Origin of the sequence: Kitasatospora kazusensis, assembly GCF_039529945.1 — a bacterium.
In the GTDB taxonomy this organism is placed as follows: Bacteria; Actinomycetota; Actinomycetes; order Streptomycetales; family Streptomycetaceae; genus Kitasatospora; species Kitasatospora kazusensis.
In genome coordinates this window covers 18,160-38,315 of record NZ_BAAANT010000004.1, presented here as the reverse complement: position 1 = coordinate 38,315, position 20,156 = coordinate 18,160, and the positions used below count along the sequence as shown (strand labels likewise).

Annotated in this window: 19 protein-coding genes; 13 read left to right on the top strand and 6 right to left on the bottom strand. The window is 73.2% G+C overall.

Annotated features, from left to right (window positions below; genetic code table 11):
- The first annotated feature begins 166 nt into the window (after window positions 1-166).
- From ABD330_RS05155 to ABD330_RS05100, 12 genes are all read left to right on the top strand, one after another.
- A complete protein-coding gene (locus ABD330_RS05155) occupies window positions 167-982 on the top strand; it encodes a class II aldolase/adducin family protein (protein WP_344461193.1) in 816 nt (271 codons plus the stop codon).
- Window positions 983-1,186: 204 nt separating this feature from the next.
- Window positions 1,187-2,572: a class II 3-deoxy-7-phosphoheptulonate synthase gene (locus ABD330_RS05150; protein ID WP_344461191.1), complete on the top strand. Its 1,386-nt coding sequence runs from the start codon at window positions 1,187-1,189 to the stop codon at window positions 2,570-2,572.
- 130 nt (window positions 2,573-2,702) lie between these two features.
- Window positions 2,703-3,083 (top strand): chorismate mutase, encoded by a 381-nt coding sequence (aroH, locus tag ABD330_RS05145; protein ID WP_344461189.1) that lies wholly within the window; start codon window positions 2,703-2,705, stop codon window positions 3,081-3,083.
- Entirely contained in the window at window positions 3,083-4,258 is a 1,176-nt protein-coding gene (locus ABD330_RS05140; protein ID WP_344461513.1) for a prephenate dehydrogenase, read from the top strand. Before aroH ends, ABD330_RS05140 begins: the two co-directional genes overlap by 1 nt.
- A gap of 346 nt (window positions 4,259-4,604) precedes the next feature.
- Entirely contained in the window at window positions 4,605-5,513 is a 909-nt protein-coding gene (locus ABD330_RS05135) for a helix-turn-helix domain-containing protein (protein ID WP_344461186.1), read from the top strand.
- 92 nt (window positions 5,514-5,605) lie between these two features.
- Entirely contained in the window at window positions 5,606-7,000 is a 1,395-nt protein-coding gene (locus tag ABD330_RS05130; protein WP_344461184.1) for an AMP-binding protein, read from the top strand.
- Window positions 7,001-7,129: 129 nt separating this feature from the next.
- A complete protein-coding gene (locus tag ABD330_RS05125) occupies window positions 7,130-7,651 on the top strand; it encodes a SigE family RNA polymerase sigma factor (RefSeq protein ID WP_344461182.1) in 522 nt (173 codons plus the stop codon).
- Complete coding sequence (locus ABD330_RS05120) at window positions 7,648-8,559, top strand: hypothetical protein (RefSeq protein ID WP_344461180.1); 912 nt, start codon at window positions 7,648-7,650, stop codon at window positions 8,557-8,559. The genes ABD330_RS05125 and ABD330_RS05120 overlap by 4 nt, the downstream gene beginning before the upstream one ends.
- A gap of 113 nt (window positions 8,560-8,672) precedes the next feature.
- Window positions 8,673-8,921: a hypothetical protein gene (locus tag ABD330_RS05115; protein ID WP_344461178.1), complete on the top strand. Its 249-nt coding sequence runs from the start codon at window positions 8,673-8,675 to the stop codon at window positions 8,919-8,921.
- A gap of 262 nt (window positions 8,922-9,183) precedes the next feature.
- Complete coding sequence (locus tag ABD330_RS05110; RefSeq protein ID WP_344461176.1) at window positions 9,184-10,488, top strand: amidase; 1,305 nt, start codon at window positions 9,184-9,186, stop codon at window positions 10,486-10,488.
- A gap of 49 nt (window positions 10,489-10,537) precedes the next feature.
- The gene (locus ABD330_RS05105) at window positions 10,538-11,200 is read left to right on the top strand and encodes a 4'-phosphopantetheinyl transferase family protein (protein WP_344461174.1); all 663 of its coding nucleotides are present in this window, start codon (window positions 10,538-10,540) and stop codon (window positions 11,198-11,200) included.
- Window positions 11,201-11,312: 112 nt separating this feature from the next.
- Window positions 11,313-11,957: a TetR/AcrR family transcriptional regulator gene (locus ABD330_RS05100; RefSeq protein WP_425555450.1), complete on the top strand. Its 645-nt coding sequence runs from the start codon at window positions 11,313-11,315 to the stop codon at window positions 11,955-11,957.
- Between the two features lie 117 nt (window positions 11,958-12,074).
- On the opposite strand, the gene ABD330_RS05095 is transcribed toward ABD330_RS05100, so the two are convergent.
- The 3 genes from ABD330_RS05095 to ABD330_RS05085 form a co-directional block, all read right to left on the bottom strand.
- The gene (locus tag ABD330_RS05095) at window positions 12,075-13,499 is read right to left on the bottom strand and encodes a nitrosuccinate lyase (RefSeq protein ID WP_344461172.1); all 1,425 of its coding nucleotides are present in this window, start codon (window positions 13,497-13,499) and stop codon (window positions 12,075-12,077) included.
- The gene (locus tag ABD330_RS05090) at window positions 13,496-15,469 is read right to left on the bottom strand and encodes an FAD/NAD(P)-binding protein (RefSeq protein ID WP_344461170.1); all 1,974 of its coding nucleotides are present in this window, start codon (window positions 15,467-15,469) and stop codon (window positions 13,496-13,498) included. The genes ABD330_RS05095 and ABD330_RS05090 overlap by 4 nt, the downstream gene beginning before the upstream one ends.
- A gap of 65 nt (window positions 15,470-15,534) precedes the next feature.
- Window positions 15,535-16,029 carry an acyl-CoA thioesterase gene (locus ABD330_RS05085; protein ID WP_344461168.1) on the bottom strand — a complete coding sequence of 165 codons (495 nt, stop codon included), beginning with the start codon at window positions 16,027-16,029 and terminating at the stop codon, window positions 15,535-15,537.
- A gap of 155 nt (window positions 16,030-16,184) precedes the next feature.
- Here ABD330_RS05085 and ABD330_RS05080 point away from each other — a divergent pair, with 155 nt between their 5' ends.
- On the top strand, window positions 16,185-17,051 hold the full coding sequence (locus ABD330_RS05080; protein ID WP_344461166.1) for an alpha/beta hydrolase: 867 nt from the start codon (window positions 16,185-16,187) through the stop codon (window positions 17,049-17,051).
- Between the two features lie 16 nt (window positions 17,052-17,067).
- Here the strand turns inward: ABD330_RS05080 and ABD330_RS05075 are convergent, their stop codons facing one another.
- The 3 genes from ABD330_RS05075 to hppD all read right to left on the bottom strand — a co-directional run bounded on the left by ABD330_RS05075 (window position 17,068) and on the right by hppD (window position 20,128).
- On the bottom strand, window positions 17,068-18,048 hold the full coding sequence (locus ABD330_RS05075; RefSeq protein WP_344461164.1) for a prephenate dehydrogenase: 981 nt from the start codon (window positions 18,046-18,048) through the stop codon (window positions 17,068-17,070).
- 76 nt (window positions 18,049-18,124) lie between these two features.
- Window positions 18,125-19,036: a phytanoyl-CoA dioxygenase family protein gene (locus tag ABD330_RS05070; RefSeq protein WP_344461162.1), complete on the bottom strand. Its 912-nt coding sequence runs from the start codon at window positions 19,034-19,036 to the stop codon at window positions 18,125-18,127.
- A 27-nt stretch (window positions 19,037-19,063) separates the two neighbouring features.
- Window positions 19,064-20,128 carry a 4-hydroxyphenylpyruvate dioxygenase gene (gene hppD, locus ABD330_RS05065; RefSeq protein ID WP_344461160.1) on the bottom strand — a complete coding sequence of 355 codons (1,065 nt, stop codon included), beginning with the start codon at window positions 20,126-20,128 and terminating at the stop codon, window positions 19,064-19,066.
- Window positions 20,129-20,156: the final 28 nt, after the last annotated feature.

The window sequence follows — 20,156 nt, the reverse complement described above, 5'->3', positions numbered from 1 at the left end:
GCCGGTCAGCGTCTGAGCTGGGTCAGCCTCCGAGCCGTCAGCGTCTCGGCCGCCGGTGCGAGCCACCGGCGTACGTGACCGGCGCACGTGGGCACCCGCGCCGGTCACCAGCCACCCGTCACCCCCGCCAACCGTCACCTGTCACACGTCCTGGGAGGGAACCCACATGACCACCGCCGAAGCCGAGTCCGCCGAGGCCGCGTTCCTGGCGGACACCGCCACCGGTCTGCCGATCCCGGGCGAGCCGGTGTTCGCCACGGCGGCCGAGACCCGTCGGCACCGCAAGCAGCGTCTGGCCGCCGCGCTCCGGCTGTTCGGCAAGTACGGCTTCGGGGAGGGCATCTCCGGCCACATCTCGGTGCGCGACCCGGAGTTCCCGGACCGCTTCTGGGTCAACCCGTTCGGGGTCTCGTTCAAGCACGTCAAGGTCTCCGACCTGATCTGCGTGGACGGCACCGGCCGGGTGGTGGAGGGCAAGCACCGGATCAACCCCAGCGCCTTCGTCATCCACTCCGCGATCCACGACCTCAACCCCGGTGCCACCGCGGCGGCCCACGGCCACACCGCGCACTCCCGGGCGCTCGGCTCCCTCGGCCGGCTGCTGGAGCCGATCGACCAGGAGTCCGCCGCGTTCTACGGGCGCCAGGTGCTCTACGGCGAGTACGAGGGCCCCTCGGTGTCGGTGGACCTGGGCAAGGACATCGCCCGCAAGCTCGGCGACAACCGGGCGATCCTGCTCCAGCACCACGGCCTGATCACCGTCGGCGGCTCGCTGGACGAGGCGGTGCACTGGTTCTTCACCTACGACAGCTGCGCCCAAGTCCAGTTGCTCGCGTACGCGGCGGGCACCCCGAAGACCTTCACCCACGAGCAGGCCGTCGCGGCCGGCGCCGGATTCGGCGACGAGCAGCTGGGCTGGTTCAGCTTCCAGCTGCTCTGGGACGAGATCGTCGCCGAGCAGCCCGACTTCCTGGACGAGTAACCCGGGCACCCGGCCGACCGGGCCGACGAGCAACCGGCAACGAGCAACGCGCAGTCAGCAGCAGGCAGTCAGCACCAGGCAACGAGCAAGCCGTCGCAGAGGCGGAACCCGTCGGGCCGACGGCAGCGAAACCCGTCGCACCACCGAGCCCGCCGTCGTACACAGAGCGCTTCAACAGCCGAACGGATCGAGGCACAGCCCATCATGAATGTTGATCACACTCTTGCGGCGGCGGACTCCTGGCGACGTCTGCCTGCCGCGCAGCAGCCCTCCTGGCCCGACCCGGACGCACTCCGGGCCGTGACCGCCGAGCTCGAAACCTACCCGCCGCTGGTGTTCGCCGGCGAGTGCGACGAACTCCGCGACCAGCTCGCGGCGGTGGCCCGAGGCGAGGCGTTCGTCCTCCAGGGCGGCGACTGCGCCGAGACCTTCGACGGCGTCTCGGCCGACCAGGTCCGGGACAAGCTGAAGACCCTGCTCCAGATGTCGGCCGTGCTGACCTACGCCACCGCGGTTCCGGTGGTGAAGATCGGCCGGATCGCCGGCCAGTACTCCAAGCCGCGTTCGCAGCCGACCGAGACCCGGGGCGGCGTCGAACTCCCCACCTACCGGGGGGACTCGGTCAACGGCCTGGCCTTCACCGCGGAGGCCCGGACACCGGACCCGGAGCGGCTCAAGCGGATGTACCACTCCTCCTCCGCCACGTTGAACCTGATCCGCGCCTTCGCCACCGGCGGCTACGCCGACCTGCGCCAGGTGCACGAGTGGAACCGGGACTTCGTGGCCGGCTCGCCGATCGGCGAGCGGTACGAGCGGCTGGCCCGGGGCATCGACGACGCGCTCTCCTTCCTGGAGGCGTGCGGCGCGGACCCGAGCCAGTTCCACTCCGCCGGGATCTACGCCAGTCACGAGGCGCTGCTGCTCGACTACGAGGCCGCGCTGACCCGGACGGACCTGCGTACCGGCAGCGCGTACGCGGTCTCCGGCCACCTGCTCTGGATCGGCGAGCGGACCCGCCAACTGGACGGTGCCCACGTCGAGTACGCCTCGAAGGTGCGCAACCCGATCGCCGTCAAGCTCGGCCCGACCACCACGCCGGACGACGCGCTGGCCCTGATCGACCGGCTGGACCCGGACCGCGAGCCTGGCCGGCTCTCCTTCATCGCCCGGATGGGCAAGGACCGGATCCTCGACGTGCTGCCGGACCTGGTGGAGAAGGTCACCGCCTCGGGCGCGCAGGTGGCCTGGATCAGCGACCCGATGCACGGCAACACCTTCACCGCGCCCAGCGGCCACAAGACCCGGCACTTCGACGACGTGCTGGCCGAGGTCCGGGGCTTCTTCGACGTGCACCACGCCCTCGGGACGCACCCGGGCGGCATCCACATCGAGCTGACCGGCGACAACGTCACCGAGTGCGTCGGCGGTGGTGACGAGGTGCTGGTGGACGACCTGCACCGGCGCTACGAGACGGCCTGCGACCCCCGGTTGAACCGGTTCCAGTCGCTCGACCTGGCCTTCCAGGTCGCCGAGCTGGTCCGCGACCGCCCGTTGGTGGGCGGCTTCGCCCGCCAGCCGGTCGCGGCCTGAGCCGCCCGGGCTGCCTGAGCTGCCTGAGCCGCGTGAGCCGCCGGGCTGCCCGAGCCGCGGGGGTTGCCTGAGCAGCTCCGGCCGCGCGGCCGTCGTACCCACCTGAACAGATGCTCTCCGGAGGAAAGACATGACAGTGCGAGCCGTCCGCGGCGCGACCCAGCTGGAACACGACGAACGCGGGCCGATGCTGGAAAGCGTCAAGCGGCTGTTCAAGGAGATGCTCGACGCCAACGGGATCGTCGAGGAGGATCTGATCAGCATCTTCTTCACGGCCACCACCGACCTGCGCTGCGAGTTCCCGGCCGTCGCGGCAAGGGAGTTGGGCCTCTCCGACGTCCCGCTGATGTGTGCCCAGGAGCTGGAGATCGCCGGCTCGCTGCCGCGCGTGGTGCGGATCCTGGTGCACGCCGAGTCCGCCCGGACCAAGTGCGAGATCCGGCACGTCTACCACGGTGGTGCCGCCGCCCTGCGCACCGACCTGGCCCCGGTCTCCGGCGGCACACCGTGATCCGTACCGCCGCCGTGGTGGGTACCGGCCTGATCGGCACGTCGGTGGCGCTCGCGCTCGCCCGGCGCGGGATCGTCGTGCACCTGCTGGACACCGACGAGTCGGCCGTCCGGACCGCCTCGGCGATGGGCGCGGGTGTGGTCGGCCGCTGCAAGGAACCGGTCGACATGGCGGTCCTCGCCGTGCCGCCGGCCCGGATCGGCGCGGTGCTGGCGGCGGAGCAGGCCAAGGGGCTGGCCCGCAGCTACACCGACGTGGCCAGCGTCAAGGCCGAGCCGGAGTGGGACGTGCTGCACCGGGCCGTCGACCCGTCCAGCTACATCGGCGGCCACCCGATGGCCGGGCGGGAGCGCTCGGGCCCGCTGGCGGCCTGCGCGACGCTGTTCGAGGACCGCTCCTGGGTGCTGACCCCGTCCCCGGACACCTCGCGGGAGACCCTCAACCGGGCCCTGGAGCTGGTCGCGCTCTGCGGCGCGGTGCCGGTGCTGATGGAGAGCCGTGCGCACGACCGCGCGGTGGCCCTGGTCTCGCACGCCCCGCACGTGGTCTCCGCGCTGATGGCGGCCCGGCTCCAGCACGCCCCCGACGAGGCGTCCCGGCTGGCCGGTCCCGGTCTGCGCGACGTGACCCGGATCGCCGGCGGCGACCCGCGCCTGTGGGGCGACATCCTGGAGGCGAACGCCGATGCGGTCGCCGACGTCCTGGGCGAGCTGTCCGAGGACCTGACGGTGATGGTGGCGGCGCTGCGCGGCCTGGCCACGGACAACGCGGACGAGCGCGCCCAGGGCATGGTGCTGGTCGCCGACCTGCTCGACCGGGGCCTCAAGGGCCGGGACCGCATCCCGGGCAAGCACGGCGCCGCCAAGCCGGTCTGCGTCCCGGTCCGGGTGCTGATCGGCGACCAGCCGGGCGAGTTGGCCCGACTGCTCGCGGGGGCGGCCGAACTGGGCGTCAACGTCGAGGACATGAACATCGACCACTCGCCCGGGAACGTCAGCGGACTGGTCGAGCTGATGGTGGCGCCGTCGGCGGCGGTGCCCACCGTCCAGTGGCTCCAGGAGCGCGGCTGGACCGTCCAGCGCATCCCCGGCGTGGGCAACCCCTACGGCCAGGGCCGCTCCTTCGACCAGAGCGCCGCCGAGGCCCGCCCGGAGGCCGCCGCAGCCCGCCCCTGACCCGTACCGTCCCGGGCCCGAGCACCCCGGTCCCGGTCCCGGACCCGAACCCGAAGCACCCCGAAGGCACCCGGCCTTCGGGGTGCTTCGGCGTGTCCTGGGCAGTGCTCGGCCGCCCGCGCGCCGTCGGTACGGCGTCGGCGGGCCCCTCCGACCTGGAGCCATCGAAGCTTTCGATCCGAATAGAATACCGTCCAGTCCGTATGTTTTCATCTACTGTACAGGATTCCAGACCCGAGCAGGCTTCTGACGTGGGAGGGCTTCGAGGATGCTGCGCGTCGATTCACCGAGGGTCCATCTGGCCCCGCTCCCCGGAGCGGAGCCGGCCCGGGCGGCCGATGGCAGAGTGCAGATCGTCCGGGGCCACGACGAGAAGTTCCAGGGCACCACCGTGCAGCGTCAGTTCGGGGATGTGCGGGTCTCGCTGGTGGAGGGCGGCCCGTTCGAGCTGATCCGGCCCGCGCGGCTGATCGGGCCGGAGTCCGAGGGCTACCTTCGGGTCTGCCGGCTGCTGACCGGTCAGCTCAGGGTCTTCCAGGACGGCCGCTGCGGGGTCGCCCGGGGGCCGCAGCTGATCTGCTTCGACAGCACCCGCAGCTACAAGATCGTCATGCCGGAGCGGTTCCGGATGGTCGACGTCCTCGTCTCGCACCGCCTGATGGGGATCACCCCCAAGGACGCCGAGCTGCTCACCGCCCGCCCCTGGTGCGGGGCGCTGGGGCTGGCCGCCCTGATGTCCGAGCTGCTCGCCGGGCTGGAGCAGCACGCCGGCGAGGTGGAGACCGCGATCGACCTGCTCGGGGGCAGCGTCGCCAGCCTGGCCGCCGCGCTCATCGCCGAGCGGATGCGCGGGCTGGCCGCCGACTCCGAGGTGGCCCGGCAGGCCCTGATGCTGCACGTCCAGGCGTACATCCGGGAGCGGCTGGCCGACCCCGAGCTCTGCCCGGCCGCCGTCGCCCAGCGCTACAACGTCTCGCTGCGCTACCTCCAGAAGATCTTCGCCGAGCACGGCACCAGCCCCGCCCGCTGGATCAGGGACGAACGGCTGGCCCGCTGCCGGGCCGAACTCGGCGACCCGGGCCTGGACCACCTGCCGGTCGCCGTCATCGGCGAGCGCTCCGGGCTGTACGGCGCCTCGCACTTCAGCCGGCTCTTCCGGGACCGCTACGGCACCACCCCGCGCGACTACCGCAAGACCATGGCCGTCCCCGCCGGCCCGCCGGCCGTCCGGATCCCCGTCGCGGTACCGGCCTGACAAGCCGTACCGGCCCGACAGTCCCACCGGCCCGACAGCCGTACCGCCCGCAGCGGGCATCCATCCAGAACAGACCGGAGGCGAGTGTTCCCATGACCGACCCGGAGATCTCCCTGCTCGACGGCGGACCCGTCCCGCCCTCGCGGATCGCCACGCTGGGGGACGCCCTGCTCCGGGCGGCCGGGCTGGGGAGCCCGGAGGGGCTCTGCTTCGTGCTGCCGGACGGCAGTGAGCTGCGGCAGACCTATCTGCACCTGCTGATGCAGGCCTCCCGGATGCTCACCGGCCTGCGCGCGGCCGGACTGCGTCCCGGTGAGCCGGTCGTCCTCCAGGCCGCGTACCCGCCCGACCAGCTGGCCGCGTACTGGGCCTGCCAGCTGGGCGGCTTCGTCGCCCTGCCGGTCGCCGCCGGCGGTACGGCCGCCGAGCGGCAGGCGGCGCCGCAGCTGCTGTACCGGCTCTGGCTCCGGTACGACGCGCCCCGGGTGGTCACCGGGCCCGGACAGCCGCTCGCGCCGGGGCTCGTCGGCGATCCGCGCTGGCCGGCCGCCCGGGTGGGCGACACCCGGGAGCTGCTCGCCAACCCGGCGGACCACGACTGGCACCAGGCCGCCCCGGACGACCTGGCGGTGCTGCTGCCCGTCCCGCCGGGCCACCCGGGGGCGCCCGGCTGCGTGCGGCTCAGCCACCGGAACGTGCTCAGCCGCAGCGCCGCCGGCGCGGCCGCCGACGGCCTGGGCCGGGCGAGCCGGACGCTCAACTGGCTGCCGCTGGACGAGCCCGGCGGCCTGCTGATGTGCCACACCCGGGACGTCTTCCTCGGCTGCCACCAGGTGCACGCCTCCCCCGAGTGGGTCCGGGCGGACCCGCTGCGCTGGCTCGACGCGGTCGACCGGTACCGCGCCGACACCACCTGGGCCCCCGACTGCGCCTTCCACTTCGTCAACGCCCTGGCCGAGCGGCCCGGTGGCCGGAGCTGGGATCTCAGCAGCCTGCGGAACGTCATGAACGCCGGTACGGCGGTGCGCAGTTCGGTGCTGCGACGGTTCCTGGACGTGCTCGCGCCGTTCGGCCTCGCGGCGGACGCCGTGCAGGTCGGCTGGGGCAGGCCGGAGACCTCGGCCGTGGTGGCCGGCGGCCGGTTCACCGACCTGGGCCCCGGCGAGCACCGCTTCGTCCCGGTGGGCCGCCCGCAGCCGGGTACCCTGCTCCGGTGCGTCGACGAGAACGACCGGCCGGTCGCCCCCGGCCGGGTCGGCCGGCTCCAGGTGTCCGGGCCCGCCGTGAGCGCCGGCTACCACCGCGACCCGGAGCTGACCCGGGCGGCCTTCACCCCGGACGGCTGGTTCCGCACCGGCGACCTCGCCCGGATCCGGGACGGCGTGCTGGCCGTGACCGGGCGGGTCGCCGCCACCCCCGCCCGGGCCGCCACCCCCGCCCGGGCGCCCCGGCTGCGGGTGCCGGTCGGCGGCGGCGTCCTGGTCTGACACCCGCCCGGCCGCACCGGCCCGGAGTCCCGCTTCCACGACCTCGTCGGTGGGGGCGGGATTTTCCGTCGGACGGGCGCGGCAACGGTTCGGTGCCCCGGTGGGCTCTGTGGGGGTGAGGAGGTGCTCATGAGAGAGCCCAAGACCGAGCGGGACGGCGAGTTCCAGGCCTTCGCGGCCACCGCCTGGCCGCGACTGCTCCGAACGGCCTTCCTGCTGGCCGGAGACCAGTACACGGCCGAGGACCTGGTGCAGTCGACGCTGGAACGGGCCTACGTGGCCTGGGGGAAGGTGAAGCGGGCCGACGATCCGTACGCCTACGTGCGGCGGATCCTGTTCAACCAGCACGCCCGGCGGTTCCGCCGCCGGCTGCCCGAGCAGTTGGTCACCGCCGTCCCCGACCACGCGGGCCGGGACAGCTTCGCGCAGTCCGACGAGCGCGGCGCGCTGCTGGCCGCGCTCGGCACGCTCCCCTCGGGGCAGCGGCAGGCCGTCGTACTGCGGTACTGGGAGGACCTGAGCGAGAGCCAGGCCGCACTCGCCATGGGGTGCTCGGTGGGGACGGTGAAGAGCCAGGCGTCCAAGGGCCTCGCCAAACTACGGGCGGCCTCTTCACTCACCAACACGGTACGTATCGGAGGCAGGGCATGAACAGGGACGACAGCGAGTGGACCGTGGGTAGCGACGGGTCGGAGGAGGTGCGGGCCGGGCGGATACTGGCCGATCTGGCGGCCGGGGTCGACCTGGTGCCCGTGCCGATGGAGCGGGTGGTGGCGGGCGGGCGGCGGCTGCGCCGTCGGCGTACGGCCCTGACCGGCGCCGCGGCGCTGGTGACGGCCGTGGTGCTCGGCGGCGGGGCGCTGGCGGGTGCGGGCCACCTGCCGGGCAGTGGCCCGCAGACGGCCGTGGTCGCGGCCGCCGGTGGTGGCAGCGGGACGTCCCTGATGTCCTCGGTGGCCTCCTCCTCGGCCGCCCGGAACGCCTTCGAGCCCGTCCGGGTCGTGGTGGCGCAGGGCACCTCGGAGGGCAAGGAGTGGAAGGCCTGGGCCGCGCTCTGGCCGGCCGCGCAGAAGTCGCAGGCGGTGAAGCAGGCCCGGATGGTCTGGCAGGAGCAGCACGCGGCCGGCTCCGACCTGCCCGAGCCGACCGACGCCTTCGTCCTGCAGTACTGGCAGGAGCACTCGGACGTGGTGGACCTCTACCTCACCGTCGACGGCAAGCGGCTGGCCAGGGACTTCGTGGAGACCCCCCCCACGCCCTCCGGCCCGGCGGTGGACCCCACCGGTCCGGACGGGCTGCCGGCCGGAGCCCTGCTCGGCAACAAGGACGCCGCGCTCGGGGCCGTCCCGGTGGCGATGCTGATGGCCGGACCGGACGTGGCGAAGGTCGTGGTGACCTGGCAGGACGGCAGCACCTCGGAGCCGGTCCTCACCACGGTGGGCGACTCGCCCGTCCGCTGGATCGCGGTGGCGCAGAAGCCGCACACCAAGGCCGAGAAGTTCGAGGTCTACAACGCACAGGGCAAGCTCCTGGGCACCAGCACCGGCTGGCTGACCTGATCCCCGGCCGGCTGACCTGACCACGGCCGGCCGACAGTGATCCCCGGCCGGCCGGGTCCCCGAAGGCGTAGCAGAACGCGCCCGGACCGCGGGGCCCCGGCACGCTTGTGATCATGAAGCATCTGATGCGGGCCGAGTACGGCCCCGGCGGGCCTGAGGCCGGGGCGAAGACCTGGCACATCGTGTCCGGTGACACCGGACGGGCGATGTGCGGTCGGGAGCTGGACCCCGGGGCCGAGACCCGGGAACCCGGCCGATGGGGTGAGCAGCCCGAGCTCTCCTGCCACACCTGCGGGGCGCTCTTCCTGCGCGAGGCCCCCTACCTCCCGGACGAGCACCGCTACCAGGAACAGCAGGAGTAGGACCGGTCGGCCTCGGAGCGACCGGCACAGGTGGGCCGACGAGCAGTGGTGCCCACCACGGGCGGGCGTCCGCTCACAGCCTCCGGTCCGGTGGAACCCCACCGGACCGGAGGCTGTCGGCGTGCCCGCCGCCCCCTGGTGCCGGTCGCTCCGAGGCCGACCGGGCGCACCGACCCGCCGCACCGGCCGGGCCCGCCGCCCCTGGTGCTGGTCTGTGATCAAGTCGGGGGCGGCGAGCGGTCGGCGGCCGTAGCGTGGACCCATGGAACCCTTGATCCAATCGGTCCCGCTGCTCCCCGAGGCCGCCGCGCTGCGCGCCGGCCGTCCGGAGCTCTCCGAGTACGTCGAGCGCCTGTGCACCCGGATCGACCGGGTCGACCCAGTCCTGCACGCCTTCGTCCCGGAGCCGGGCCGGTACGAGCGGCTCGCCGTCCGGGCGGCGGTGCTCGCCGCCGGCGCGCCGGCGGACCGGCCGGTGCTGTACGGCGTCCCGGTCGGGGTCAAGGACGTGATCCAGGTCGACGGTCTGCCGACCCACGGCGGCTCCGCACTGCCGCCCGGCGTGCTGGCCGGGCCGGAGGCCACCGCCGTCGGCCGGCTGCGGGCGGCGGGGGCGCTCGTCGCGGGCAAGACGGTGACCGCGGAGTTCGCGGTGGTGGCACCGGGCCCCACCCGGAACCCGCACAACCCGGCCCACACGCCGGGCGGTTCGAGCAGCGGCTCGGCGGCGGCCGTCGCCGCCGGGCTCGTGCCGCTGGCCCTCGGCACCCAGACGGTCGGGTCGGTGATCCGCCCGGCGGCGTACTGCGGGGTGGTGGGCTTCCGGCCGACGTACGGGCGGATCCCGCTGGACGGCGTGATCCCGCACGCGCCGAGCCTCGACGCGGTCGGGCTGTACACCGCCGAGGTGGCGGGCGTCGAGCTGGCCGCCTCGGTGGTCTGCGACGACTGGGCGCGCCTGCCGGACGCCGACGGCCCGATGGTGCTCGGGGTGCCCGACGGGCCGTACCTCGACCGGGTGGAGCCGGCCGCGCGGGCCGCCTTCGAACGGCAGTTGGCCCGGCTCGCGTCCGGCGGGCTGACCGTCCGGCGGGTGCCGGCGATGCCGGGGTTCGACGATCTCGTACGGCAGGTGTGGACGGTGATCCGCTACGAACTGGCCCAGGTGCACGCCGACTGGTTCGCCCGGTTCGGCCGGCTCTACCGCCCGGAGACGGCGGCGGCGATCCGGCAGGGGCGCGAGGTCGACCCGGACGACTACCGCGCGGCGCTGAAGGCCCGGGAGCGGTTCCGGGCCGAGCTGGCGGCCGCCGTGGGCGACGCGGGCCTCGACCTCTGGATCACGCCCGCCGCCCCCGGCCCGGCACCGGCCGGGCTGGACAGCACGGGAGACGCGGTGATGTCGCTCCCGTGGAGCTTCGCCGGGCTGCCGGCCGTCGCCGTACCGGCCGGGACGCTGGGCGGCCTGCCCGTCGGGGTGCAGCTCGTCGGACCGGAGGGCGGCGACGAGCGGCTGCTTCAGGTCGCGCGCAAGGTCGAGGGCGTACTTTGGCGCGGACCGGAGTGAGGCGCCCGGCGGGGCGCATGGTGCAGGGGGTGGGTCGCAGATGGGGTTGATGGAACGTCAGGCACTCGACGGGGTGGCGGTCTTCGTCTCGGAGACCGACGCGATCGGAGCCGAGGCGCGGGCCCAGGCCCGTCGGCTCGCGCTGCGGTCGGCGGCGGCGGTGCTCGGCGCCGACGAGCGGGAGGTCGGGATCCAGCACGAACCGGGCGGCCGCCCCTACCTGGTCGGCGCGGGGCTGGGGCTGCACGTCAGCATCACCCACGGGCGCGGGCTGGCCGCGGTGGCGCTGACCCGGCTGGCGCCGGTCGGACTCGACCTGGAGGTGGTGCGGGCGGTGCCGACCCTGCCGCTGGCCCGGAAGTGGTTCACCGGCGCGGAGGGCGAATGGATCGAGGCCCAGCCGCTGGAGCGCCGGGCGGCGGCCTTCTTCTGGCTCTGGACCAGGAAGGAGGCGCTCGGCAAGGCCCTCGGCATCGGCCTCCGCGAGGGCGGCACCAAACGGCCGGTGGGGCTGCCCGCCGTCTGGCGGACGGCCGGCGAGGAGCGGCTGCTCCCCGAGCCCGGCGCGGACCGGCACTGCTTCGCGATGCCGAGTTCCCCCTGGCAGCCCGAAAACGTCGTGCTGGCGCTGGCGCTGCCGGGGGGCGAAAGCGACGTAATGGGCACGCCGGTCGCTCTGTGGACTCCCGAGAACACGCACCGAAGTCACTGAGTGTCGTACGCATGCTGCTGGAAGGAACTGTCAATGCGGAGCTAGGATACGGTGGAGTATTGTTCCCGTACTGTCGCGCCCGCCGCGCGCCCGCAAGAAAAGATGGTTGTCAGTGACCGATTCAGCCACCGACGGGCGCGTGCAGAAGGGCAATGAAACTCGTCGCATGATTGTCGCCCGTACGGTCCAGATCGCTTCCATCGAGGGTTTGAGCGGCCTGTCGCTGGGCAGGCTCGCCACGGATCTCGGGGTCAGCAAGAGCGGGGTCTTCGCGCTTTTCGGATCCAAGGAGGAGCTTCAGCTCGCCACCGTCCGGGCGGCCCAGGCGATCTATATCCAGAAGGTCATCGAGCCCGCACTGGAGACGCCGTCGGGTATCGCACGGGTGTACCGGCTCTGCGAATGCTGGCTCGAATACTCCCGGACCAGGGTATTCCCGGGCGGTTGTTTCTTCTTCGCCGCAAATTCCGAATTCGACGCCCAACCGGGACGGATCCGCGACGAGCTCGCCAAATCCAGTCTGGCCTGGGAGCGGACTGTCGAGGGCATGCTGGAAATCGCCCGTGCGGTGGGGGAAATCAATTCCGACACCGATGTCGCCCAGGTCGCATTCGAGCTGATCAGCTTCATGGAGGCGGCCAACGCGGGCTCCCTGCTGCACGACGAGCCGGTCGCCCCCTACCGCCGTGCCTCCCGCGCCATCCTCCACCGCCTCCGCACCGTGGCCACCGACCCCACCCTCCTCCCCAGCCCCTGAGCCCCACCCGTTCAGGGGCGCGACTTCAGGGGCGCGGGGAACTGCGCGAAACCGGAAGAAACCCCCGCCGCACCAACCCCCAGACCCCACCCGGCACCACCCCACAAACGCTCACGGCTACCGCCCCGCGCCCCCGCGCTCCCGCGCCCCCCGGAGCTCCCGCAGCCCGCGGTACCGCATCAGCGCCCGCCCCACCAGCGCCTCCGATTCGCCGAGATACCCGACCGGGTCCAGTAGTTGGTCCAGCGTCAGCCCCGCAGGGAGCCGCAGGTCGGGCAGCAGCTCGCCGAGTACGTCCCCCAGCGGCCGTCCCTTCGCCGCAGCCTCCGCGGTGGCGGCTGTCAGCAGCCGCTTGGCCTCCGGGCGGCCGAGTGCCTCGCCCAGTACGGCGGCGACCCGCTCCGCGACCACGGCTCCGCCGGTCAGCCCGAGGTTGGCCCGCATCCGCCCGGCGTCCACCTCCAGCCCTTCGAGCAGCTCGGCGGCGGTGTGTGCCGCGCCGCCCGCCAGCCGCAGGCACTCCCGCAGGGGCTGCCATTCGGCGTGCCAGGCGCCGCCCGGACGTTCCTCCTCGGCCAGCATGCTCTGGTTCAGTATCAGGGCGTAGGCCGGGACCTGCCGGGCGGCGCTGAGGATCAGCGTGCTGAGCACCGGGTTGCGTTTCTGCGGCATCGCGGACGAGGCGCCCCGTCCGTCGGCGGCCGGTTCGGCGGCCTCGGCGATCTCGGTGCGGGAGAGCAGCTGGACGTCGGCGGCGATCTTGCCGAGCGCTCCGGTGACCACCGCGAGTGCGGCGCCGAGATCGGCGATCGGCACCCGGATGACGTGCCAGGGCAGCACCGGTTCGGCGAGCCCGAGCTCCTCGGCGAACGGGGCGAGCAGGTCCAGGCCCGAGCCCGCCCCGGCCGCCCGGGCGTACTCGTGGTACCCGGCCAGGGTGCCTGCCGCGCCCCCGAGTTCGGCCGGCAGCCGGTCGGCCAGTTCCCGTATCCGGGTCAGTGCGGTCAGCACCAGCTCCAGCCAGCCGGCCGCGCGCAGCCCGAAGGTGACGGGCACGGCGTGCTGGGCGAGGGTGCGGCCCGCCATCGGGGTGGCGCGGTGCGTCTCGGCCAGCCGGGCGAGCGCGTCGGCGGTGCGCTCCAGGTCGGCGGCGGTCAGCGCGAGGGCGCGCCGGGCGACCAGCATCGCGGCGGAGTCCAGGATGTCCTGGCTGGTCGAGCCGTAGTGCACGTACCGGGCGGCCTCGGGGTCGGCGGCGGCGACCAGGGCGGTGAAGTCCTGGACGAAGGCGACCACCGGGTTGGCGGCCTCCCGGGAGCGCCGGGCCAGGCCGGCCAGGTCGAGCCGGTCGGCCCGGGCCGCCGCCGCGATCGGCGCGACGGCGGCGGCGGGCACCACGCCGAGCCGGGCCTGGGCCCGGACGAGCGCGACCTCGGTGTCGAGCATGGCCTGCAGCCAGGCCTCGTCGGCGGTCGCCGTCTGCACCGGGGTCCCGGCCCAGACGGGTGCGAGCAGACCGGAGTCGGCGCCGGTGGGCGTCATGCCACGCCCGCCGGGTCGGCGCCGACCAACTCGGCTGCGCAGGCGGTCAGTACGGCCTGCGCCACGGCGTCGGCGTCCGCCAGGATGACGGAGTTCACGCCGGGCCGGACCCCGGCGGCGGTGACCCAGTGCACCGCCTCGGTCGGGACGCCGAAGGCGAACCTCCGCGGGTGCGGCCGGCCCTCGGCGTCGATCAGCCGGTAGGGCGAACGGGTGACCGCCAGCCCGCCGGTCTGGTAGTCCGCACCGGGCGGGCCCGGTATCAGGTACGCACTGCACTGGCCGGTCCGGCGCAGCTGGCCGATCAGCGGGTCGGTGCTGCGCCGGATGTCCACCTCGGGCAGCCGGGCCTCGATCAGCGCGTCGACCAGCACCTCGGTGCGCGGCACCAGGGTCGAGGAGAGCAGGAACCCGCTGCCGTCCGGCGCGGGGCCGACGGTGAGGCCGGGCCCGGTCGGGTGCAGGACGCCCGCCTCGATCAGCGCGGTCAGCTCCTCGATCCGGCTGCGTGGCGGGCCGATCGACAGGAACCCGTTCAACGGGGTGTACCAGCCCTGGAGTTCGTCCCGGTAGGAGCTGCCGGTGAGCCCGCTGTGGTCGACCAGCAGGCGCAGTTCGTTGCGCAGGTCGCGCAGGGCGTCGAGGGCCGACTTCAGCGGGCCCAGTTCGTTGCCCCGGGCGGCCTCCCGGATGTCCTGGTGCAGGTGGCCGAGCAGCCAGCTGCGGAACTCCGCCAGTCTGGTGAACTTCAGGTCGCCCCAAGGGCGTTCGATGAGCGCCCAGTCCCAGCGCTGCTCCCGGGTGATCCCGTGCCGGGTCAGCAGCCGCTCGACGGCCGGTTCCTCGCCGGCCAGGGGGACGAACTCCCGCAGGAAGGCCTGCCCGGCGGCCTGGCCGGAGCGCGAGGTGACCAGCGTGCGGTAGTAGACCGCGCGCACCTCCAGGTCGATCAACGGCCACAGGTCCCGGCGGAACTCCAGCCCGCCGTCGCGCCGGCCGCGGTCGAGCAGGCTCCCGATCACCTCTTCGGTGAGGAACAGCGGGGTGTGCCGCCCGCTCACGCCCTTCTGGTTGTCGCCCCGGGCGTGGAACGGCACCCCGCGCCGCGAACCCGCGTACATCACGGGCTCCGCGCCGGACGGCCGGTAGACCAGCCGGCCGCGCGAGCGTTCGAACGCGCCGCCCCGGCTGGTGGTCAGCAGGCCCATGTAGTCGAAGAAGTTGAGGCCCAGACCGCGCAGCCCGACCCGCTGCCCCGGCCGGATGCCGGAGAGGTCCACCTCGGCCGGGTTGGCCGGCGGGTAGTAGTGCAGCCCGTGGGTCACCGCGTGGTCGCGCAGGGCGAGTTCGGCCCGGCCGAGCGGCATCGGCAGGTGCCCCTGGGTGAGCACCACCGCCGTCAGCCCGTCGAGGACGCCGCCGTCGGCCAGCACGACGCGCTGGGTGCCGTCCACCTCGTCGGTCAGTGCGACCGCCGTGGTCCGGTGGTGGGTGATGTCGAGGTGGTCCGGGGCGGTGCGGATCAGCCGTTGGAACACCCAGCCCAGGTAGTGCCCGTAGAACGCCCGGGTGGGGTACGACTCCGCCGAGAGCAGCTCCGCCTCGGTCTTCGCCCAGCGCGGGTAGTCGTCGAACGGGTCCGCCAGGACGGAGGTCTTGGCCCACTCGTACAGGCTGGGTCCGGGGACCACGGGACCTTCGCAGGTGACGCTGGCGTCGGTGAAGATGGTCACCTGCGAGGCGACGGTGTTCATCAGCAGGTCGGTGGACTGGTCGGGTCGCCAGACCGCGCCGCCGGGCTCCGCCGGGTCCACCAGGTGGACCGTCAGCGACCGGTACGGGGCGTCCCCGGCGTCCCCGCCCGGCCCGGTGCCGAGTCCGGCACCGGCGTTGCTGCAGATCCGCTCCAGCACCGCGAGCCCCCGTGGGCCTGCTCCGACGATGCAGATTTCTTGCCTGCTACCCGGCATTGCCTCTCCTGGGCCTTCCTGGCCGACGTGCGGCGGTGGTGGGTACGGCTGGGCCGTACCGGGGGCTAGAGCGGGGGCTGGGACAGCGACCGTTCCAGCCGCAGCCCGGTCAGGTGGGCCTCGCGCCAGGCGGCGCTCCAGGCCGTCGGCCGGAAGTTCCCCGGGTCGACCTTGACGACCGTCCGTGCGCCGGTGGCGTGCAGTTCGCCGTCCGGTCCCAGGCAGGCGAAGCCGTGCCGGGTGCTGGTGCGGCCGAGGTGTTCCAGCCAGAGCTCGGTCCGCAGCCGGCCCTCGCCCCGGAACGGCTGGGCGAAGTCGATCTCGAAGCGGCGGACCGCGTGGAACTTGTCGGGGTCGCCCCCGAGCACCGCCGAGGGGTCGGCCGCCGTGCTTTCGTGGAAGGCGCTCCCGAAGAACGCGCTCTCGAAGAAGACGGAGAGGGCCCGTTCGACGTGGATCTGGTAGCGGGCGTTGTGCAGGATGCCCATCGGATCGAGCTCGTCGAAGTGGACCCGGGCGGTGCTGTGGAACGGCTTCACGGCTGCTGAGGTCTCCGTCACCCGTGAAACGTTAGCACGACCGTTCGCTCTTATTTAAGGGCGACGCGGGGATGATTCGATGTCGTAGTTCCGTCTCAGGTATGGCTGAATGGCTCTGGGCGTGTCAGGATCGGCTTAGAAATAAAGCCGAACGATCGTGCTTCTAAGGAGAGACCGTGGATGTGGCCGTTGCACTGACCAGTGCCACCCTGAACGCCGGCTCGCTGGTGTCGGCCCGGCTCGCGGGCAAGGCGTCGTTCTACCTCTTCTGCAACCCGCTGCAGCGCGGCAAGGTCCGCGAGGTCGAGCGCGAGGTCCACCGGCGCGCGGTGACCGAGGAGCTCACGGTGAACGGCAAGAAGGTGGTCGCGTACCGCTGGGGCAACGGCAAGCGGCCGGTGCTGCTGGTGCACGGCTGGCAGTCCCGGGCGTCCCGCTACGCGGGCTTCGTCGACCGCCTGCAGGCGCTCGGACTCAGCCCGGTCAGCTTCGACGCGCCCGGCCACGGCGACTCGGGCGGCCACGCCGTCACGATCCTGGAGTACCGCGAGGTCATCGGGCAGCTCCAGGACCGCTACGGCCCCTTCCACTCGGTGGTGGCGCACTCCTTCGGCGTGACCTGCGCCTTCCTGGCCCTGCGCAGCGGGATCAAGGCCGAGCGGCTGGTCGCGGTCTCCGGGGTCAGCGACTTCCAGTTCCTGCTGGACGAGTTCTGCAACCAGCTGAACCTCAACTCCCGGCTGCGCCGGGACCTGCGGCGCCGGATCGAGGAGGAGCTGTTCCCCGGCACCGAGGACATCTGGACCCTCTTCGACGCCAAGCAGCACACCGAGCAGATCGCCGTCCCGATCCTGCTGATCCACGACGAGGACGACACCGTGGTCGGCGTCGACCAGGCCCGCAAGCTCAAGGCCGCCTACGGCGACCAGGCCGAACTGGTCACCACCCGCAAGCTCGGCCACCGCAAGATCCTCGCGGAGCAGACCGTGATCGACAACGCGATCGGCTTCCTGGCGGCCTCCTCCGAACAGCGCCTCGCCTAGGACCCACCCGCAGTCGCTACGGCCGGGCGCGGGCCGGGCCCCTGGCCGGCCGGAACGGTGCGGACGGTGGCGGCTGACCGCCGGAGGCCGCCGCCCCCGCCAGCTCCGGGAGGCGGCTGCGCCCGGCCACCCCGCTGGCCAGGATGGTGTGCAACTCGGCCGCCCCGCGCCGCTGCTGGGCCGGATCGGGGTCGTCGAGCCACTCCAGTGCGGCCACCGCGACCGCGAGGTCGTCGGCCACCTCGCGGAGTTCGGACGCCACCGCGCCGGCGTTCGAGCGCAGGATGTCCGTCCAGAGCTGCGGATCGCCGAGCGCGACCCGGGTGACGTCCCGCAGCCCCTGGCCGGAGAGCCGCAGCTGGCCGGCCTCCGGCCTGGTCAGCCGGCCCGCCATCAGGCTGGCCAGCACGTGCGGGGTGTGCGAGGTCAGTGCGACGGTGCGGTCGTGCAGGTCCGCCGACATGGTGACCAGTTCGGCGCCGCAGAGCCGGATCAGCTCGGTCGCCAGGTGCAGCGTCCGGGGGCCGGTCCGGACGGACGGCGTCAGCACCCAGGTCCGGCCGTGGAACAGGTCGGCGGTGGCCGCCAGCGGCCCCGAACGCTCCCGGCCGGCCATCGGGTGGCCCCCGACGTACCGGCCGAGGTCGCAGCCGGCCGCCACCGCCGCGCGCTGCGGCGGCAGTTTGACGCTGGCCACGTCGGTGAAGGAGTGGGCGAGACCGGCCGCCTGCTGCTGGGCCAGCGCCTCGACGATCCGGGACGGCGGTACCGCGAGCACCGCGAGGTCCACCGGCCGGTCGGGTCTGCCGGCGATGCCGGCCCCCAGCGCCTCGGCCGTCCGCGCGACGGCCGGGTCCTGGTCCAGCAGGTAGGTGGTCACGCCCTGGGCGGTCAGTGCCAGCGCCACCGAGGTGCCGATGAGGCCGGTGCCGACCACCGCCACCGAGCGCAGTGGGGAGCGGGGGTGCTCCCCCGTGGGTTCGGGCAGCTCGGACACGCTGTGCTTCCCTTCGCTGTTCGCGGCCGGCTGCGGGCGGCAGGCGGCGGGCGGTGACTCAGGACCGGGCGGTGACTCAGGACTCGGCGGAGCGCCAGATGGTCGGGCAGTAGTCCGGGTCGGCGTAGTCGGGCGTGCCCGCCGGGGTGCGCCGGACCAGCACGTCGTGGTTGTACGCGACCTGCCTGCCGTCGGAGCGGCGGAAGTCGCGGTAGCGGTTCTCGCCGTCCTGGAGGTGCAGCGAGATCGCCCGGCGCGGGCGGTCGCCGACGTTGGCGCCGCTGCCGTGGTAGGTCAGGCAGTGGTGGAAGTTGACGTGCCCGCGCGGGATCACCACCGGGATCTTGGTCACCTCCGCGTTGTTGAACGCGGCGTTCTCGTCCAGCATCTGGTCGAGCTCGCTGTTGTCGCGCTCGGCGAAGTGCAGGGAGGTCTGGTCGTTGGTCGCGACCTCCTTCCACAGGTGGCTGCCGTCCACCATGGTGATCGTCCCCAGTTCCTCGGTGCAGTCGTGGAAGGGGATGAACGCGGTGAGCATCCGCTCGGAGGTGGAGGTGGCCCAGTAGTGCCGGTCGAAGTGCCAGGGCACGATGTTGCTGGCCTCCTCCGGCGCCGGCGGCTTGAGGATCAGCGTGGACTGGAAGATCCGGATCTCGGCCGTCCCGGCGAGCCGCGCGGCGACCGCGCCGAGCAGCGGCTTGCGCAGGATCGCGCCGATCCGGTCGTCCTCGTAGTGGATGTAGTCGTTGTGCCGCTGCACCGAGCCGGCCGACGGCTGCCAGTAGGCGAGCTTCGGCGGGCGGGCCGGCAGCGGGCGGTCCAGCCGGCCGGCGTAGAAGTCCTCGCTGGCGGACTCCAGCAGCGCGGTCTCCTCGTCGCTCAGCAGCTTCTTGCTGAGGAACCAGCCGTGCTGCTGGTACTGGAACACGTCGTCGTCCGAGGGGAGCAGGTCGAGCTCTTCCTCGGTGAGGGTGAAGGTGGTGGACATGCGTGTCTCCTTCCGTGGAACAGGACTTCAGACGTCGGCCTTCTCGCGGCCGACCGCCTCGTACAGCGCCTTGACGTTGCCGCTGCCGAAGGTGCGGGCACCGTGCCGGTCGATGACCTCGAAGAAGTAGGTGTTGCGGACGTGCATGGACTGGGTGAAGATCTGGAAGACCTGGCCCCAGTGGTCGCGGTCCACCAGCACGTTGGTCTCGCGCAGGTCCTGGACGAGCAGGTCGGGGCTGCCGAGCCGGCTCTCCAGGTCGTCGTAGTAGCTGTCCGGCGTGGTCAGGAAGCGGACCCCGCGGGTCTCCAGCGTCCGCACCGCGGAGACGATGTCGTCGGTGAGCAGCGCCAGGTGCTGCACCCCGGCGCCGCTGTGGCGGTGCAGGAAGCCGTCGATCTGGCCCGCCTTCCGGTTGGTCACCGGCTCGATCAGGGTGAAGGTGACCTGGCCGGACGGGCTCTGCACCACCTTGGAGTCCATCGCCTGCGCGCCGACCTCGATGAACTCCTCGAAGATCTGCTCGAAGCCGAAGACCTCGCGGTAGTACTCGGCGGTCGGGCCGAGCTGGCCGGCCGGGACGAGCACCGCGGCGTGGTCGACGGCCGAGAAGAGCTGCTCGCCCTCCTCGATGTCCGGCGCGATCAGATCGATCAGGCCGGGCAGGAACTCCTCGTCCGCGTCGTGCCGTTCGACCAGCCGGTGGACGACGTCGCCGAAGCCGCCGACGGCCGCCGTGACCACCGAGGCGTCGCCGCGCCGGTGCACCTGCGGCAGCTGGACGGCCTCGGCGCCGCGGCCGGTCAGGGTCTTGAAGGCGATCTCGGCGTCGTCGACGCCCATCGCGATCACCCCGACGCCGTCGCCGTGCCGGCTGACGTACTCGGCCGCCGGGTGCTGCGCGTCCAGACCGGTGGTGAGCAGGATCTGCACCCCGCCCTGCCGCAGCAGCAGCGTGCGCTGCCCGGTCAGGCCGGTCTCCGGGCCGCCCTGCCCGCAGACCCGGAAGCCGAAGGCCGTGCAGAGGTAGAACGCCGCCTGCTGGGCGTCCCCGACATAGAACTCGACGTGATCGACACCATGGATCTCCACTGAGCCACCTATCGTCGTAGCGGTCATA